Source organism: Streptomyces sp. NPDC088762 (assembly GCF_044750905.1).
GTDB lineage: Bacteria > Actinomycetota > Actinomycetes > Streptomycetales > Streptomycetaceae > Streptomyces.
In genome coordinates this window covers 29,214-45,869 of the sequence record NZ_JBIVKT010000003.1, presented here as the reverse complement: position 1 = coordinate 45,869, position 16,656 = coordinate 29,214, and the positions used below count along the sequence as shown (strand labels likewise).

Annotated in this window: 13 protein-coding genes and 3 pseudogenes; 9 read left to right on the top strand and 7 right to left on the bottom strand. The window is 70.2% G+C overall.

What is annotated here, in order from left to right; genetic code table 11:
• Positions 1-116: 116 nt before the first annotated feature.
• Both ACIP5M_RS08470 and ACIP5M_RS08465 read right to left on the bottom strand, forming a co-directional pair.
• Positions 117-1,721: a serine/threonine-protein kinase gene (locus ACIP5M_RS08470; protein WP_401193675.1), complete on the bottom strand. Its 1,605-nt coding sequence runs from the start codon at positions 1,719-1,721 to the stop codon at positions 117-119.
• Positions 1,718-3,451 carry a serine/threonine-protein kinase gene (locus ACIP5M_RS08465; RefSeq protein WP_401193673.1) on the bottom strand — a complete coding sequence of 578 codons (1,734 nt, stop codon included), beginning with the start codon at positions 3,449-3,451 and terminating at the stop codon, positions 1,718-1,720. The genes ACIP5M_RS08470 and ACIP5M_RS08465 overlap by 4 nt, the downstream gene beginning before the upstream one ends.
• Before the next feature lie 144 nt (positions 3,452-3,595).
• Here ACIP5M_RS08465 and ACIP5M_RS08460 point away from each other — a divergent pair, with 144 nt between their 5' ends.
• The 4 genes from ACIP5M_RS08460 (at position 3,596) to ACIP5M_RS08445 (ending at position 5,923) form a co-directional block, all read left to right on the top strand.
• The gene (locus ACIP5M_RS08460; protein WP_401193670.1) at positions 3,596-4,066 is read left to right on the top strand and encodes a hypothetical protein; all 471 of its coding nucleotides are present in this window, start codon (positions 3,596-3,598) and stop codon (positions 4,064-4,066) included.
• Positions 4,067-4,365: 299 nt separating this feature from the next.
• A complete protein-coding gene (locus ACIP5M_RS08455) occupies positions 4,366-4,542 on the top strand; it encodes a transposase family protein (RefSeq protein WP_401193668.1) in 177 nt (58 codons plus the stop codon).
• 210 nt (positions 4,543-4,752) lie between these two features.
• Complete coding sequence (locus ACIP5M_RS08450) at positions 4,753-5,553, top strand: transposase (RefSeq protein WP_401195037.1); 801 nt, start codon at positions 4,753-4,755, stop codon at positions 5,551-5,553.
• A gap of 145 nt (positions 5,554-5,698) precedes the next feature.
• Complete coding sequence (locus ACIP5M_RS08445; RefSeq protein ID WP_401193665.1) at positions 5,699-5,923, top strand: transposase; 225 nt, start codon at positions 5,699-5,701, stop codon at positions 5,921-5,923.
• Positions 5,924-6,837: 914 nt separating this feature from the next.
• Here the strand turns inward: ACIP5M_RS08445 and ACIP5M_RS08440 are convergent.
• Positions 6,838-7,824: an alpha/beta fold hydrolase gene (locus ACIP5M_RS08440; protein ID WP_401193663.1), complete on the bottom strand. Its 987-nt coding sequence runs from the start codon at positions 7,822-7,824 to the stop codon at positions 6,838-6,840.
• 138 nt (positions 7,825-7,962) lie between these two features.
• Between ACIP5M_RS08440 and ACIP5M_RS08435 the strand changes: the two are divergent.
• From ACIP5M_RS08435 to ACIP5M_RS08420, 4 genes and pseudogenes are all read left to right on the top strand, one after another.
• Positions 7,963-8,600 (top strand): annotated as a pseudogene (locus ACIP5M_RS08435) (helix-turn-helix domain-containing protein).
• Positions 8,601-8,736: 136 nt separating this feature from the next.
• Entirely contained in the window at positions 8,737-8,901 is a 165-nt protein-coding gene (locus ACIP5M_RS08430; protein ID WP_401193660.1) for a hypothetical protein, read from the top strand.
• 43 nt (positions 8,902-8,944) lie between these two features.
• A pseudogene (locus tag ACIP5M_RS08425) lies at positions 8,945-9,752 on the top strand (IS5 family transposase); the annotation flags it as partial.
• Between the two features lie 242 nt (positions 9,753-9,994).
• On the top strand, positions 9,995-11,092 hold the full coding sequence (locus ACIP5M_RS08420) for a MerR family DNA-binding transcriptional regulator (RefSeq protein ID WP_401195035.1): 1,098 nt from the start codon (positions 9,995-9,997) through the stop codon (positions 11,090-11,092).
• Positions 11,093-11,421: 329 nt separating this feature from the next.
• Here ACIP5M_RS08420 and ACIP5M_RS08415 read toward each other — a convergent pair.
• A pseudogene (locus ACIP5M_RS08415) lies at positions 11,422-11,983 on the bottom strand (transposase); the annotation flags it as partial.
• A 151-nt stretch (positions 11,984-12,134) separates the two neighbouring features.
• Between ACIP5M_RS08415 and ACIP5M_RS08410 the strand changes: the two are divergent.
• Complete coding sequence (locus tag ACIP5M_RS08410) at positions 12,135-13,253, top strand: serine hydrolase domain-containing protein (protein WP_401193658.1); 1,119 nt, start codon at positions 12,135-12,137, stop codon at positions 13,251-13,253.
• A 74-nt stretch (positions 13,254-13,327) separates the two neighbouring features.
• On the opposite strand, the gene ACIP5M_RS08405 is transcribed toward ACIP5M_RS08410, so the two are convergent.
• The 3 genes from ACIP5M_RS08405 to ACIP5M_RS08395 form a co-directional block, all read right to left on the bottom strand.
• A complete protein-coding gene (locus ACIP5M_RS08405; protein WP_401193655.1) occupies positions 13,328-13,483 on the bottom strand; it encodes a hypothetical protein in 156 nt (51 codons plus the stop codon).
• Positions 13,484-13,836: 353 nt separating this feature from the next.
• Positions 13,837-15,333 carry a UDP-N-acetylmuramoyl-L-alanyl-D-glutamate--2,6-diaminopimelate ligase gene (locus ACIP5M_RS08400; RefSeq protein WP_401193652.1) on the bottom strand — a complete coding sequence of 499 codons (1,497 nt, stop codon included), beginning with the start codon at positions 15,331-15,333 and terminating at the stop codon, positions 13,837-13,839.
• Between the two features lie 221 nt (positions 15,334-15,554).
• Positions 15,555-15,710, bottom strand: coding sequence for a hypothetical protein (locus ACIP5M_RS08395; RefSeq protein ID WP_401193649.1), 156 nt, complete (start codon positions 15,708-15,710; stop codon positions 15,555-15,557).
• Positions 15,711-16,656: the final 946 nt, after the last annotated feature.

Here is a 16,656-nt window from a genome sequence, read left to right as displayed (position 1 = left end):
CAGCCCCCCGCCCGCGGGCGGCGGCGGCCGGGGGGGGGCGCCCGCGGTGGCCGTGTCGGCCCCGGCCCCCTCCCGCGAGGGCCGGGCATTCCACGGCCCCGGACAACGCGGTCACTTCAATGACCCTGCGGGGGGATGGCCGCCAGGGCCGCGCGGGCGATCCGTGCGGCCTCCGTCTTGCAGGTCGACTCCGGGTGCTCGTCGCCGCCCAGTACCACCCAGAGGGTCATGTTGCCATCGCGCACGGTCAGGTCGCAGTGTTCGTCGACGCCTCTGGGCTGCTCCCAGTACGCCTCGTCGCCGATGCCGAGTCCGCTGTCGCGGGTGCCTTGGGCCGCGGCCTCGGTGAACTCCTCGCGCTGCACGTCGGTCGCGTTCTTGTGGTCCCCGACGGTGCGCTTCAGCGTCCACTTGACGTAGGCGAGCGTATAGGCGTTCTCCAGGACGTAGCCGCCCCCGAGGTCGTCCGTGCCCATCCAGGTGCAGCTCGTCGACGCATCGCCGGTGCTGTCTCCCGTCGAGTCGCGCTTCTTGTCCCGCTCGGGCAGCCCCAGTTGACCGGCCGCCTCCGCGCAGGTCGGGACCTTGCTGTACTTGTCGGGCGGCCCGGACGAGCCGCCCCCTTCGTCGTCGCGAGTCGTCAGTACGTACGCGCCGACGCCGAGGCCCGCGACGGCGAGCACGCCCGCGAGCACGAGGGCCGTGATCTTCATGGCGCGTCCGCGTGGGGGCGTACCCGCGAAAGGCAGCGGTGGCCCGAAGCCGGGACCAGGAGCAGAGGGAGAGACCCAGGTGGGGGAGTACGCCCCCGGGGCGGGGGTGCGGTCCGTGGTGTCGAGCAGTCGGTCGATCTCGGTTTGCTGGGTGGCGATCAGGCCGTGTACCGAGGGCGGCCAGGGCCGTTCGGCGGCTGTGATCGGGCCGAGGAGAGCGAGGAGTTGCCGCGGCGTCGGCCGGTCGGCGGGGGCCTTGGCCAGGCACGGTCCGATGAGGGCGGCGAGCCCCGGCGGCAGCGTGGTCAGGTCGGGCTCGGTGTGGACGACGTTGTAGAGGGTCCCCGCCATCGAGGTGCCGGAGAACGGGCTGTCGCCGGTGGCCGCCATCGCGAGGACCGCGCCGAGCGCGAACACATCGCTCGCCGGGGTGAGTTCCTGCCCCTCCGCCTGCTCCGGCGACATGAAGGCGGGCGAGCCGACCACCCAGCCGGTGTGGGTGAGGGCGGTGGTGTCCGCGCCCTCGGCGCTCCGGGCGATGCCGAAGTCGATGACGCGTACGCCGTCCTCGGCGAGCAGCACGTTCTCCGGCTTGAGGTCGCGGTGGACGATGCCGGTGCGGTGGATCTCGACCAGCGCGGTGGCCAGGCCCGCGGCGAGACGGCGTACCGCCTCCTCGGGCAGCACCCCGGTGTTCTCCACCGCCGCGCCCAGTGACGGGCCTGCCACGAACGCCGATGCCAGCCAGGGCAGTCGGGCCTCGGTGTCGGCGTCGAGGACCGCCGCCGTGTAGGCGCCGGAAACCTGGCGTGATGCGGCGACCTCGCGACGGAAGCGGGCGCGGAACCCGTCGTCGGTGGCGAACCGGGCGTGCACCTGCTTGACCGCGACAAGGCGGCCGTCGGGTGCGGCGCCGAGCAGCACCCGGCCCATGCCGCCCTGGCCGAGCTCGGCGAGCAGCCGGTACGGTCCGGCCGTGGCCGGTTCGGGCGGGCTCAGGGGCTTCATTGCGCCGCCCACGCCTGATAGGTCCCCTTGGCCGCGGACACGGCGAGGGCCTCGCACTTGTCGCCGGTGGGGTAGGCGGAGCCCTGCACGGAGACGAACACGTCGAAGTTGACGTCCCGCGCGTACAGCACACAGCCGCCGTTCGTCGGGTCGCCGTGCCAGAACGCCTCCTCGCCGGCCCCGACATCCTCGCGGTGGGTGGTGCCGGGGATGTAGAGGGCCTCGTAGTGTTTCTTCGCCCGCTCCGCCCCGGTCTTGCCCTTCGCTGTCCGGAACCGGTCCCATGTGAGGTCGATCTTGTCGCCGGAGCGGCTCTGCCAGATGCAACGGCCTTCCTGGTAAGGGGCCTTGTCGTCGTAGTCCTCCTGGTTGGAGACCTCGGTGCCGGGCGGCATGGGCTGGAGCGCGAACTCGGCCGGCACCTTCACCTCGTCCCCGACCTCCTTGCAGGACGGGGGGAATCCGGCGTACTTGTCGGTGACTTCGGACAGGGGCTTGTCGCCCGGCGTCGGGACGGCCTCCGTATGGAACGGGTTCATCTCCGGCGGCAGGAACGTCGCAAGCAGCGCGATGACGGTGGCCAGCGAGGCGACGGAACCGCCGGCGATCCAGGCCAGACGCCTGCGCCGTGAGCCGGTGGCGGGCGGGGGCGGGGGCGGGGGCGCGGGCGGTGACGGATACTCCTGATGTCCCTGGTACGCCGGATGCGGGGGAGTGGCGGGCGGGTGCGGTGCCTGAGCGGCCGCCGTCATGGTGGGGGCGTGGTTGAGGGAAGCGGGGCCGAGGGGGGCGGCGCCGGGTGCTGTGGGGGTGAACGGGGTGGCACCGGCGGGCGAGGCGGCGGTGGCTGCGGCATGGGGAGGCGTGACACCAGTGAGCGACGCGCCGCCGCCCGCCCCGGTGACGTACCGGTCGATCTCGGCTCGCTGGGCGAGCGCGAGCCGGTGCACCGCCTCCGGCCACGGCCGCGCCGAGGGCCGTACCGGCCCGATCATGGAGAGCAGGGCCTGCGGCGACGGACGCTGTGCCGGATCCTTGGCCAGGCACGCCTCGATCAGGGGCAGCATGGCGGGCGGCACAGCGCTCAGGTCGGGCTCGGAGTGCGCGACGTTGTAGAGGATGCCCGGCACCGAGGTGCCCGTGAACGGCGGCCTTCCGGTACAGGCCATGACCAGGGTCGAGCCCAGCGAGAACACATCGGCGGCTGCGGTCAGTTGGCGCCCGTCCACCTGTTCCGGCGCCATGAACGGGGGCGATCCCACCAGGGCCCCGGTGTGCGTGAGCTTCGTCTGCCCCTCCGCCGCCCGGGCGATGCCGAAGTCGATGACTCGGACGCCGTCCTCGGCGAGCAGCACATTGGACGGCTTGAGGTCCCGGTGGACGAGACCGGCCCGGTGCACGTCGGCCAGCGCCTGCGCGAGACCGGCCGCGAGCAGCCGGCTCGACTCCAGCGGCAGCGCACCCATGGCGTCCAGGGCCTGGCTCAGCGAGGGCCCGGGCACGAACTGGGCGGCGAACCACGGCGTCGCCGCGTCCGGATCGGCGTCGACCACGGGCGCGGTGTAGGCGCCGGACACCTGCCGGGAGGCCGTCACCTCGCGCCGGAACCGGGTCCGGAAGCCGTCGTCCCCGGCCAGTTCGGCATGCACCTGCTTGACCGCGACGAGCCGTCCGTCGGGGGCGACGCCCAGGAGTACCCGGCCCATACCGCCCTGTCCGAGCTCGGCCACCACCCGGAACGGTCCTATGTGCGCCGATCCTGGCACTCCGGAAACCCCCATGTTGCCCCGCCCTCCCCGCCGACCGTCGAAGCGAGGCGATCATACGGGTAGTGCAGTTACGGATGACGAGCGCGTGCTCCCTACCCGCCGTAGGTGATGTACACCTGCCCGATCACGCCTGCGGAACTCGCCGCGACACTGGCACAGGACGACGACGAGGAGGTACGGATCCTGCTGGCCTGCCACCACCCGCTGGCTCCGCCCCAACTCCTCCTGGACGTCTTCGTCACCCGCCCGGCCCACCGACCGCACCTGCTGACTCTGCCCGCGTTCCCCCGCACCGGCTGGGCCCACCTCATCGGCCACTCGGATACCGACGTACGGGCCCTGGCCGCAGCCGATCCCACCCTGGCCGAGGCCCCGGTGGAAGACCCCGACGAGTCGGTGTGCCGGGCAGCCGCTGCCAACCCGAGCTTGACACCGGAAGCCCTGGATGCCCTCCTCGCTGACTCGCGCACAGCAGAGGGCGCCGCGGCACACCCCTCGCTCCCCGTGCCCCGCATGCACGCACTGCTCGACCGTTGCATGAACGACTCCGCCACCTCACCACAGGGCGGACACTGAGAGACGACGACGCCCTCCCAGCGATCACAGGTCTGGCAAGCTCCGTCGGCCATCGGCCGACGCCGACGCTCCAGACAGGTGTGTCCAAGTCTCGCTTCTGGCACAGATCTTGGGGAGCCATCGGAGCGTTACCTCGATGTTCGATCGCGAGGAGACTGGCTCGTGTGAGACGGCGTACGCCTTGTCGTCTGACAGTCGGAAGTGACGCTCCCTCAGGTGCTTGCCGATCGATGCCGTGGTCGGTTGAGGACGGTGATGGTGCTGGTCATGCAGACCGATGCACCGTTCTGGACTCGCTGGTGTTCGACGGGATCGACGATGTGGATGTCGAGGCGGTTACAGCCGCGTTCGGCACGGTCGAGGTGGTGGCGAGAGGCCGCGCGGCCGAGGTTGCATGTCCGGACTGCGGCCGTTTCTCGGAACGAGTCCACGACCGTTACCAGCGCAGGCTGAAGGACCTGCCGCTCGCTGAGTAGGGCTTTGTGATCCGGTTGACGGTCCGTCGCTTCATCTGCGGGTCGGCGGCCTGTCCGCGCCGGACGTTCGCCGAGCCGTTCTCCCGGCTCGCCGCCCCGTACGCACGGTTCACGACTCGGCTCAACCGCGCCCTGGAGCAAGTGGGGCTCGCGCTGGCCGGGCGGGCCGGAGCTCGGCTGGCTGCGCAGCTGGGCTTCGGCGCGGGGCGGATGACCTTGTTACGCAGGGTCATGGCACTGCCTGATCCGCAGTTCAGTACTCCGCGTGTGCTGGGCGTGGACGACTTCGCGATCCGCCGCGGCCAAACCTACTCCACCGTCTTGACCAGCGTCGAAGACCATCGTGTGGTCGATGTGCTCCCGACGCGTGAAGCCGGGCCGCTGGCCGCCTGGCTGATCCGCCATCCCGGCGTGGAGATCATCTGCCGGGACCGGGCGGGCGCATACGCCGAGGTGCACGCCGTGGCGCCCCCGATGCCCTGCAGGTCGCTGACCGGTTCCATCTGTGGCAGGGCCTCGGCCGGGCCGTGGAGACCTGCGTCGCCGCCCACCGCGACTGCCTGCGCAGCCCGTCGCCCAGCAGCACACCGCCGGAGACGACCCGCCCAGAGTTCGGCCGACCACAGGACGACTCGGAACCCCTCGGCCGGCGGGCCGAGCGCAAGAAGGCCGTACACGCCCTGGTCCACGAGTTACTCGCCCAGGGCCACTCACGCAGGGCGATCGCCCGACACCTGGGCTGGGGCCTCAACACCGTCCTCCGGTACGCGAACGCCGCACGCTGCCAGGACACCATCCGCGAGAACCAGCCCCGACCCAGCAGGCTGGACCCCTACAAGCCCTACCTGGAACACCGATTCGCCGAGGGATGCACCAGCGTCACCCACCTCCACAACGAACTCGTTGCCGACAACGCACCCGTCACCTACCAGATGGTCCGTGCCCACATCGCCACCCTGCGCACTGCTCCGGCCGGCGCTCCGCCCCGGCCTCCAACGGTGCGCCAGGTGACTGGCTGGCTCACCCCTCACCCCACGACCTTGACCGAGGAGGACCATGCCGCCCTCAAAGATGTCCTGTCCGCTGTCCCGAACTGGACACGGCCGCCGGGCATGTCCGGGCCTTCGGCGAGATACTCACGGGCCGCCTCGGTGCCATGCTCCCTGCCTGGATCGACGCGGTCGATGCCAGCCAGCTGCCCGGGCTCACCGGCTTCGCACTTCACCTGCTCTGGGACCGCGACGCCGTGACAGCCGGGCTCACCCTGGACTGGAGCTCCGGCAGTATCGAAGGCGCCGTGAACCGCATCAAGAAGATCAAGAGGCAGCTCTACGGCGGAGCCGGCTTCCACCTGCTCCGGAAGATGATCCTGCTGCAGTAGCCCGCAACAGTCGCTTGCTGATACGGGTTCGGCGGGCTGGAACGTCGTGTGATCGCTTTGGCGTGTGCCGCCTGTGCCCAGCCTCTGACCAGGGATGTGCAGATGTCCGAGACACTGGTCAGGCCCGAGTTCGACGGGCGGATCGGACCCGACGGGTATCGTCGGGCCCCGGCCACCATGAATGAGGGGTTCTACGCCCTGGAGCCCGAGCCATGGGGCGCCCCGTTTCTTCCCACTGACGAATGCGTCGCAGTATTTCCGGGGGGACCGGCTGTCTGCGATCCCGACGGAGACGGGTTCCTCACATCCGCAGGCCCCCGAGACACGATCGTTCTCCATCCCAACGACGCGCCAGACCTGCTGCCCGACCTTGAAGGGGACCACGCCGGCTGCTGCGGATTGCATGGCCAGGGTGGACTGAATCGACTGTGCCCATGCGGCGCTACGGTGGGAACAGAGATCAGCGAGTGCTACACCGCGTACGAACTCCACCTTGACCCAGCACGGGTCCATGCACGGGATGCCACCATCGCCTGATCACTGTCAGTCTTCGGTGGGACAGAACACCAGGCACGGAGCCGAGGCTCAAACCCTCCCGCATCCTCGAACATCGCGATGGCTCTCCGTGCCGACTCCCCAAGATCTGTGCCAGAACCCGTAACTCGCTGACACAGCCAGGTAGTGGGCGGTAGCCCAGTTCGTCGATGACCAGCAGCTTCGGGCCCGCGAAGAAGTTCATGCAGGACTTCCACCGGCCTTCGAGAGCGGCCTTGTGGCAGGACGTTTCGGAGAAGTGCTCACAGGCTGCGGAGCCCTTCCCTGAGAGGCCTGAGACAAGACCGCATCTTCAAGAAGCGGCCGAAAGCGTCGCCCACCCGATCGAACCGTCAAGCTGCCCAGGCGGTCTGCCTGGTTCAGCCGTGGGTGGTGGCGAGCCAGTCGGTCAGCAGGCTGTTGACCTCGTCGGGGCGTTCCTGCTGGACCCAGTGGCCGCAGCCGTCCAGGAGGTGGGAGGCGGATAAGGCGGGGAGAGTGGTGGAGTAGGCGTCGATGGCGTCGGCCATCCAGGTGGTGGAGGCGTCCAGTGTGCCGCCGATGAACAGGGCGGGCTGTGTGATCGGGGCTCCGCGGTGGGGGGCGAGGTCTTCCCAGTCGCGGTCCATGTTGCGGTAGCGGTTGAGGGCGCCGGTCAGGCCGGTGCGCTCGAACTCCCCGGCGTAGACGTCGAGGTCGTCCTCGGTCAGCCAAGCTGGGAGCGGGCCAGCGGGGAAACGGTCGCGCAGCCGGCCGCCCAGGGCGACGAAGTGCGGGCCGGGCTCGTCATGGGCAGGCATGGTGTCAGCGGACAACGCGGCGTAGAAACCGGCGAGCCAGCTCCGTACGTCGGGTTCGATCTCTGTCTCGGCGCGGCCGGGTTCCTGGAAGTAGGAGACGTAGAACTCCTGCTCGGGGCCGCCGATCCGGCCGAAGATGTCGGTGGGGCGGGGGCCGCCGGGCGGCGCGTAGGGGACGCTCAGCAGGCCTACGGCGCGGACGATCTCCGGGTGGAGCAGGGCGGAGGCGGCGGCGATGTTGGAGCCCCAGTCGTCGCCGACGATCACCGCGCTTTCCTCGCCGAGGGCGCGCACGACGGCGACGTTGTCTTCGACCAGGTCGAGCATTCGGTAGGCGCCGGTTGCGGCGGGCTTGGAGGAGCGGCCGTAGCCGCGTACGTCGATCGCCACTGTCCGGTACCCGGCCGCGGCGAGGACCGGAAGTTGGCGGCGCCAGGAGTACCAGGACTCGGGGAAGCCGTGCACGAGCAGGACCAGCGGACCGGTGCCCTGCTCGACCAGGTGCAGGCGTCCGGCCGGGGCCTCGATGGTGCGGTGGCGGAGTGCGGCGGTCGGCTTGGATTGCATGGGGGCTTCTCCTCGGTTCACGGGCGGACGCGGCTGCCCATCGATCATGCGGCGCGACGCCCGCCCGGCGCGATCAGTCTTGCCGTCCTGGCAAACTCGCAGGACGGACGAGCGGCGCGGTCGGAAGGAACGGTCACGGTGGCAGTCGACGAGGTGGCCGCCACGTTGGCGGCGATAGGGCCCAGGCTGCGAGCCGCGCGCGAGCAGCACGGCGCCACGCTCGCCGGTATCAGCTGTGCGACCGGCATTTCGCCGAGCACGTTGTCGCGGATCGAGACCGGCCGGCGCAAGCCCACCCTGGAGGTGGTGCTGCGGCTGGCGAAGGAGTACGGCGTCTCTCTGGACGAGCTGGCCGGTACTGCACCCGTCTCAGCGGCCGAGCCGCGCGCCTCGGCGCCGTTGAGCTTCGGCGACGGCAAGGTGGTGCTGCCGCTCACCCGGTACGTCGGCGGCCTGCACGCCCACAAGCATGTCCTGCCTGCATTGAGGGGCCACCCGCGCGGCCACGGCAGGTCTCCCATGAGGGCTACGAGTGGCTGTGCGTCCTGTACGGGCGGCTGTGGCTTGCACTCGGTGACCAGGACCTCGTCCTGGCTGCCGGGGACGCCGCCGAGTTCGACACCCGCATCTCCCATGGAGTCGCGAACGCCGGATCCGACGGACCGGTCGAGTATCTGATCTTGTTCGGGCCGCAGGGAGAACGTCTACGGCCGCGCACCCCTCCAGCCGCTGGTCGCGGGACTGGTGACAGAAAGGCGCGGAATGAGCAATTGTGACAAGCCGCGTGCCTCATGGGTGACAACCACGCTGCTTCATTCGGTGTCATTCGCCATGTCACCCGGCTCCACCGGTGACAAGTACTGAGCTTCGCCTCAGCCCACCTGCCGCACCTCACCGCCCAAACCGACCTGCATGGGGGCATGGCTCATCCGGCGCCTGGCGAGTCCCGGCTACCGGGGAGGGAGGTTCCGGCCCACCGGCTGTCTCCTCTTCTATCCGGGCACCCCCACCACCCACCGCAACCCCCTCCTCGTCGGGACCAGCGGCTGGAATACCACCATCACCGCCATCTTCTAAGAGGCCCTAACAGAAGTTGTTGATCATGTGACTTTCGGTTCGGATGGTCGTTGGTCCGGCCGTGGGGAAACGTCAGTCGCGGCCGTGGATCGTGTCGGATGAACTGTGGTCACTGATCGAGCCGTTGCTGCCCGTGCCGCCGCCGAAGCAGGTGGAGGGCCGGCCGCGGGTGCCGGACCGGCAGGCGCTCTGCGGGATCCTGTTCGTCCTGCACACCGGCATCCAGTGGGAGTACCTGCCGCAGGAACTGGGCTTCGGTTCCGGTATGACGTGCTGGCGGCGTCTTGCCGCGTGGAACGACGCCGGCGTGTGGGACCAGCTGCACCTGGTGCTGCTGATGAGGTTGCGGGTGGCGAAGAAGCTGGACTGGTCGCGGGCGGTGATCGACTCCACCCACGTCCGGGCGGCTCGGCGGGGCCCAAAAGCGGGCCCAGCCCGGTCGACCGAGCGCGTCCGGGCAGCAAGCACCACCTGATCGTCGACGGCCAGGGCATCCCACTGGCCGTCTCGCTGACTGGCGGGAACCGCAACGACGTCACCCAGCTCATGCCGCTGCTGCGGAAGATCCCCGCCGGTCCCCGGCCTGGTCGGCCGGCCGCGCAGACGCCCCGACACACTCCTGGCCGACCGCGGCTACGACCACGACAAGTACCGCCGACTGGTCTGGGGCCCACGGCATCAAACCGGTGATCGCCCGCCGCGGCGTCCCACACGGCTCCGGCCTCGGCGTCTACCGGTGGGTCGTGGAACGAACCATCGCCTGGCACCACGGCTTCCGCCGGCTCCGCACTCGGTGGGAGCGACGCGACGACAACCACGAAGCCTTCCTCGGCCTCGCCACCTGCCTCATCCCACACCGCCACGTCCAACGCCTTTGTCAGGACCTCTTAACCCGCCGACAACTACTCGTTGGCTGCGCACGGCTGCCGCCGGCTGTGCTTCCCCTTTTTGGGCCAATGCGCGATCAGCCAGGTCGACAGTGACGCGGCGCGTGGCCACGGCTCCGCGTCGGGTTTTGCGGGTCATGAGTGCGGCTCTTGACCCTCACGTGACGTCAGGCTGCATAGTCGGTGCCGTGGAAGATCACTGGACTGTGGGGCGCGTGGCCGAGTTGGCCAACGTGAGCGTCCGCACGCTGCATCACTATGACGAGATCGGGCTCGTGCGTCCGTCGGCGCGGACCGCGGGCGGGTACCGGGCCTATTCGGCGGGTGACGTCGAGCGACTGAGGGAAGCGCTGACCTACCGGCGGCTGGGCTTCGGGTTGCGGGAGGTCGCGGAACTGGTCGGCGACTCGTCCACCGACGCGGTCGCGCACCTGCGCCGGCTACGTGGCCTGCTGGTGGAGCGGCGTGATCGTGCTGACGCCATGGTGGCGGCCCTCGACAGGGAGCTTGAGGCACGCGCGAGGGGACTGAAGGTGACACCGGAGCAGCAACTGGGGATGCTCGGTCCACGGCTGTACGACGCGATCGGCGGCGCTTACACGGCGACGCGGCGTACCGATCCGCGGATCGCAGCGCAGATCTTGGACGCCCTCGGGGACGCGCGGACGGTGCTGAATGTCGGGGCCGGCACCGGCTCCTACGAGCCAGCTGATCGCGAAGTGACCGCAGTGGAGCCGTCGGAGGTCATGCGGCGTCAGCGGCCTGCCGGCTCGGCGCCGTGCGTGGCCGCCGCCGCGGAGAGCCTGCCGTTCGAGAAACACTCCTTCGACGTCGCGATGGCCGTCTCCACTGTTCACCATTGGGGAGACCCGATGGCGGGGCTGCGCGAGATGCGGCGCGTAGCCCGCCGCGTGGTGGTGCTGACGTTCGACACCGACGAGCCCGGATGGCAGGACCGGTTCTGGCTTACCCGCGACTATCTTCCCGAGTTCGCCACCGTCCTCGCCGAATTTCCCTCACTTGCGGGGATGGCCGACGCGATCGGCGCCCGCGCTGAGCCGGTGCCCGTCCCGTGGGACTGCACTGACGGCCTGTTCGAGGCGTACTGGCGCAGACCGGGGGCGTATCTGGAGGAGCACGTCCGCCGTGCGATGTCGGTGTGGACGAGGGTCGGGCCGGACGCCGAGCAGCGGGCGATGCGAAGCCTCCGCGACGACCTCGACTCCGGCCGGTGGGCTGAGCGCAACAGCGACCTCGCCCACCTCGACACGGCAGATCTCGGCCTCCGCCTGCTCATAGATTGAATGGGCACCGGTCCGGGCTCACCCGGGTTACTCCTCCTCGTACCGTCCTCGGGCACGCCTGGCTCACGAAGGGACGCAGACCCTGGCAGGGCCGCTGGCGGTGATGTTGAACAGGTAGCGGCCCAAAAAGTTGACGTACCGGTCCTTGAGCGGGGAGAGCCGGGCGACGTCCTCGTCCTTGAGGTGGAGGCCCCCGGGGGCGGAGCTGAGCGACGTCGGCGTCCAGGTAGAGGGTGTTCCACAGCACCACGGCGTAGGGACCAGGCCCAGGGCGGCGAGCGGGCTCGGGGTGTCCCTCGCGGCCGAAGAGGGGCAGCAGGTCGTAGGCTGCAGTCGCAGAGGATCTGCCAGTTCTTCATGCGGGCAAAGGTGTGCTCGACGCGGGCACGGACCCGGCGGTGTTCGGCGTTGTCCTCGTCCTGTCCGCGCAGGAGCGGACGACCTGCCCTTCTGCGGTGCGGCGATCAGTCCGGTGCCCAGGTAGGCGCCATCGGCGATCAGCGTCTGACCGGCCGCTGTGGCCGGCGGGTCCGACTCCCGCCAGACGTGGGCATCGGCCTTGTTCCCCGGCGCCGGCCGGGGGGATGCAACAACCAGGCGGGTGTCGGCGTCGATGATGACCTGCACGTTCGCCGAGAACCGGTAGTTCCGCGACGAGACGCCCACCTTCCGGTCGCGGACCGGGATGAGGGTGCCGTCCACGATCCACAACCGGTCGGTGTCTGTCATCGGCCGCGGAGCCGGCTCGAGCGCGGGCAGCGGACGGAGCCGCTGGATGACACGGCAGACCGTCGCCGGGGTGATCCCGAAGAGCGGTGCGAGCCGGCGCATCATCCGTAAACCGGTGAACGTCTCTACCCACACTGGGTCAGCCCGCAACACTCCACCTATACAGGCAAAATGCCCAAACCCGGGCCTGCAGTAACACCATTTAGGGGGTTTGCCCCACCTGGGGTGGGTGGGTAGCGGGATGCCGTGGGTGGGCGTGGGCGGGGGATGGTGCGTGGAGCACGGTGTTCCTGCGATTGCTGGGGGTTGGCACATGGGTGTGATGGCGAGGCGGATGGTGGCCGCGGTGGCGGTCGGGGTGGTGGCGTTGGGGGTGGTCGGGCAGCCGGTGGCGTTTGCTGCCGGTCGGCCGGACGGGGTGCAGCGGGGGCTGGACGGGCTGGTGCGGGAGGGTGGGGTGCCGGGGGCGTTGGCGTCCGTGTCGGATGGGGAGGGGCGTACGCGGATGTATACCGCTGGGGTCGGTGATCTGGCTTCGGGGGCGGCGGTGCCTCGGGATGGGCAGGTGCGGATCGGGAGCAATACGAAGGTGTTCACCGCTGTGGTGGTGTTGCAGTTGGTGGGGGAGGGGCGGCTGGGTCTGGACGACAAGGTGGAGGAGTATCTGCCGGGTGTGGTGCGGGGGGACGGGTTCGACGGGCGGACCCTCACGGTGCGGCAGCTGCTCCAGCACACCAGTGGGATTCCGGACTATGAGGGGGAGGTAGAGGAGGCGATCATCCAGGGGCGGTACATGGAGCCGCGGGAGCTGCTGGAGATCGCGTTCAAGCATGGGGCGACGTCCCGGGACGGGAAGACGTTCCACTACAGCAATACGAATTACGTGCTGGCCGGGCTGATCGTGGAGAAGGTGGCGCGGCGGCCGTTGGCGGAGGAGATCGGCCGGCGGGTGGTGCAGCGGCTCGGGTTGCGGCACACGTATTTTCCGGCGCCGCGTGATCGCACCATCCGTGAGGCGCATCCGCGCGCTTATCACCAGGAGGGGGCCGGTGGCCGGCTGCGGGATGTGACGGAGATAGATCCGTCGGCGGCGTGGGCGGCCGGTCAGATGGTGTCGACGAACTCCGACATGAACCGGTTCTTCACCGCCTTGCTGGAGGGGCGGCTGCTGCGGGCGGCGCAGCAGGAGGCAATGCTGACGACCGTGCCGATCGGTGATTCGGGGGCGGGGTACGGGTTGGGGCTGATGAGGCGGCCGTTGTCGTGCGGTGGGGTGTATTGGGGGCACGGTGGTGACATCACGGGGTTCGAGACGCGGGGTGGGGTGACGTCCGAGGGTCGTGCGGTGAGTATCGCGGTGACGACGGATCCGGCGGATTACGCGGTGACGCAGCGGTTGGAGGGGTTGGTGGACCAGGTGCTGTGCCGGTGAGTTGTTGAGGGGGCGATGTGCGTACGCCGCCGGGGCTTGGCTCCGGCGGCGTGCCCGTGCGGGCGGTGTGGGTGTCAGTGGACGGGGTCGCCGATGCGGTGGATGCGGACGAGGTTGGTCTTGCCGGTGACGCCGGGGGTAGCCGGTGATGACGACGCTGTCGGCGGGGTGGCAGCGTCCCGTGCGCAGGAGTTGTTCTTCGACCTGGGCCCGGCCAAGTGGCCTCCCATATCCCTCCTGTTGGGGTGATCCGCGAGACTGCGGGCCCGTAGGAGTCTTCCCGTGTGAGGGCCAGCCCTGGCCGTGCGCCATCACGCTCGACGCCATCACCTCCTCGGACTCTCACGTCAACTGAGCGGCCCTCCGCGTGCCGCGCCACCTCGGGAGAGAGCGGCAGTCTGGAAGGCATGCGCAGTGCGCGGATCGTCGTGCTGGTTTCGGTCAGTCGGCGGGGGCGTGTGCGTCCTCCTGGCCGTGGGAGGGCTGCGCTCTGGTGAGAACGAGCATCGCCTCGGTGGCGCCTTGGCGGCCGTGGGGCGGCCGGCTCACCCGAGGATGAGGCCCGGAGGGCAGAGATCAAGCTTCAGGGGAGCTGGCGGGAGGCCAGGTCTCGGACGGTTGCCATGTCGCTGAAGGGGAGGAGGTCCTCGCCCACGATCTGGTGCGGTTCGCTGCCCTTTCCGGCGATCAGAACGATGTCTTCGGGCTGAGCCGCGGACAGTGCGAGGGCGATGGCCCGGCGGCGGTCGGCGGAGCGTTCGTACGGTGTGCCGGTGGCCTCGATGCCGGGGGTGATGTGGTCCAGGATCGTCTCGGGGTCTTCGGTGCGGGGGTTGTCCGAGGTCAGGACGCAGAGGTCGGAGTGCGTGCCGGCGATGCGGCCCATCTCTGCACGCTTGGTGGTGTCGCGGTCCCCGCCGCAGCCGAAGACAGTGATGACCCGGCCCTGGGCGAAGCCGCGGATGGCCGTGAGGACCTTGTCGAGGGAGTCGGGCGAGTGCGCGTAGTCCACGATCACCGAGGTGCCGGCGGGGGTCACGAAGCGCTCGAACCGGCCCGGCACCGGCGGCATCTGGGCGAGCGCGGCGACCAGTCCGTCCAGATCGTGCCCCAGTACCCGGCAGGCAGCGACCGCCGCCAGCGCGTTGGACACGGAGAAGCGGCCCGGGACGGGGATCGCCGCCGGGTACGCCCGGCCGGCGTGGTTCAGCGTGAACCGCGTGCCCGAAGCGTCCGCGATCAGGTCCGTGGCCCGGAAGTCGGCCTCCGCGTCGAGGCCGTAGGTCGTCACCGCGTCCGGCATCATGGCGCGGATGCCGGCTCCCACGGCGTCATCCACGTTGACCACCGCATGCCGGCACAGCCCTTGGAACAACCGCAGTTTGGCGTCCGTGTAGTGGGCCATCGTGCCGTGGTCGTCCAGGTGGTCCTGGGTCAGATTGGTGAAGACGCCGACGTCGACGAAGGTCCGGTCCATCCGGTACGTCTGCAGGGCCATCGAGGTGGCCTCCAGTACCACGCTTCCGGTGCCCCGGTCACGCATGCGGCCCAGAAGGTACTGCAGGTCCGGCGATTCCGGCGTGGTCAGCACCGAGGGCGGCATCGGGATCACCTCATCACCGATCCGGCTTCCCGCGGTACCGATCACGCCCACCGAGGCGCCCTCGGAGATCCTCAGCAGCGACTCGACCATGTAGGAGATGGAGGTTTTCCCGTTGGTCCCGGTGACGGCAACCAGGTCCATATACCGGCCCGGCTCGCCGAAGTAGCGGGAGGAGACGACCGCGGCCGCCTTGCGGGTGTCCGGCACCCGTACGACGCACGCCGCGGGCAGCAGCTTCCGTCCGGGGGGCACGGCGACGGCTCCCTCCGTGTCGACGAGCACCGCCACCGCCCCGCGCGCGAGCGCCGCACCGATGGAGGCGGGGCCGCCGCCGCGGTGGCCGGGTACGGCGATGAAGAGCGAGCCCGGCACCACCCGGTCGACGTCGAAAGTGGTGCCCGCGGTGATCCCCGTCGATTCGGTGTCGCCCTGGATGACGTGGTGCTCATGGCCGGTCAACAACCCGCTCAACTTCACGGTGGTCCCTTCGGAGATGGCTACGGACCCGGCCTGCGGCCCTCGCCTGGCGGCAGCGCCGACGGAGCGTCGGACCTGCGGTGGTGAGATGGAGGGGCGATGGGTTGCCCGAGAGGCGGTGAGGGCCGGCCGGGGTGCGGTGATCAGACCGGGCTGCCGGGGCGAGGCCCGTCGCTTGGGTGGTGCTGCGGGAGAGAGGAGGCCCGGGGGCGGTGGAAGCGCTAGCCGTGGCCGCGCACGACGCCGCGGCCGACCGTGGGGGCCTGGCCGTCGGCGGCTGTCCGGGGGCTGACGCCCGTCCGGCCCGCGGAGCCCGCACGCGCGGTGGGGGCGGCCTGCGGCCGGCGCTCTCCCGTGACGCGTCGTGTGCGGTTCATGGAGCGAGTGTACGTGCGCTCGCGTACCCCGCAGGCCGGGCCGGCCATTCGATCGCGGAGGTCCACCGCTACGGGCGGCGTCCGGTCACAGCACCAGGCTCTTACTGTCCGATGCCGAACGAAGTTCGTCTGTCCTTTGCCGGCTGGTTTGTTTGCCTGCCACACGCGCGACCGGACGACCAGGTGATCTTCAAAGGCACCGTGTGGATGTACCGGGCGGGGATGGTGGGGCGACTGACCACACTCGTCTGGCCTGCAACGCCTTCGGTCGTCCACTCCCGCTGCGCTGTTGGGGCGAAACCTCAGTCGAGGGGATTCCGGGCTCGGCCGGGAGGGGGCCCCAAGGGGCCGGCTCCACCAGCCGCCCGCCCAGAACCTCCCGAGCCCCCTGAGGCACCGGATCCCCCAGGGGCTTCCGAGCCGCCATCCAAAGAGCCGTCCCTGCCCGGTGGTCTGCCACCGTCTACGCCAGACCCGTCGCCACCGCCACCGGAGGCCCAGCCCCCCCGAGACGGCGCCTCCCGGGCAACCGGCAGATCCAGGCGAAGCCGGGCCTGCGGGCAAGCCGGGCGAAGGACAACCCGGCGAACCAAAGGAGCCAGGAGGACCGAGTGTTCCACTACCCCCTATCCTGCCAATTCCGCCCATCCCCCCTCTACCACCGATCCCGCCAATTCCGCCAATGCCCTCGCCTCCTTCGTTCCCTGGTGGTGGGACCGAGCCCGCGCCGCCGCAGCAGGGCCAGGGTGGTGGAACGGAACCCGCACCTCCACAGCGGCCTGAGATTCCAGCACCTCCCATGTTTGGTACGCCTGGGCCTGGTGACTACCCGGGTCCTGAGTCTGGACCCGGTGACTACCCGGGCCCTGAGCCTGAGCCTGGGGAGCGCGAACCGGGGCCGGGCCCGGCGCCGGACGCGACAGCTCCCGACCCAGGGAGCGCAGGG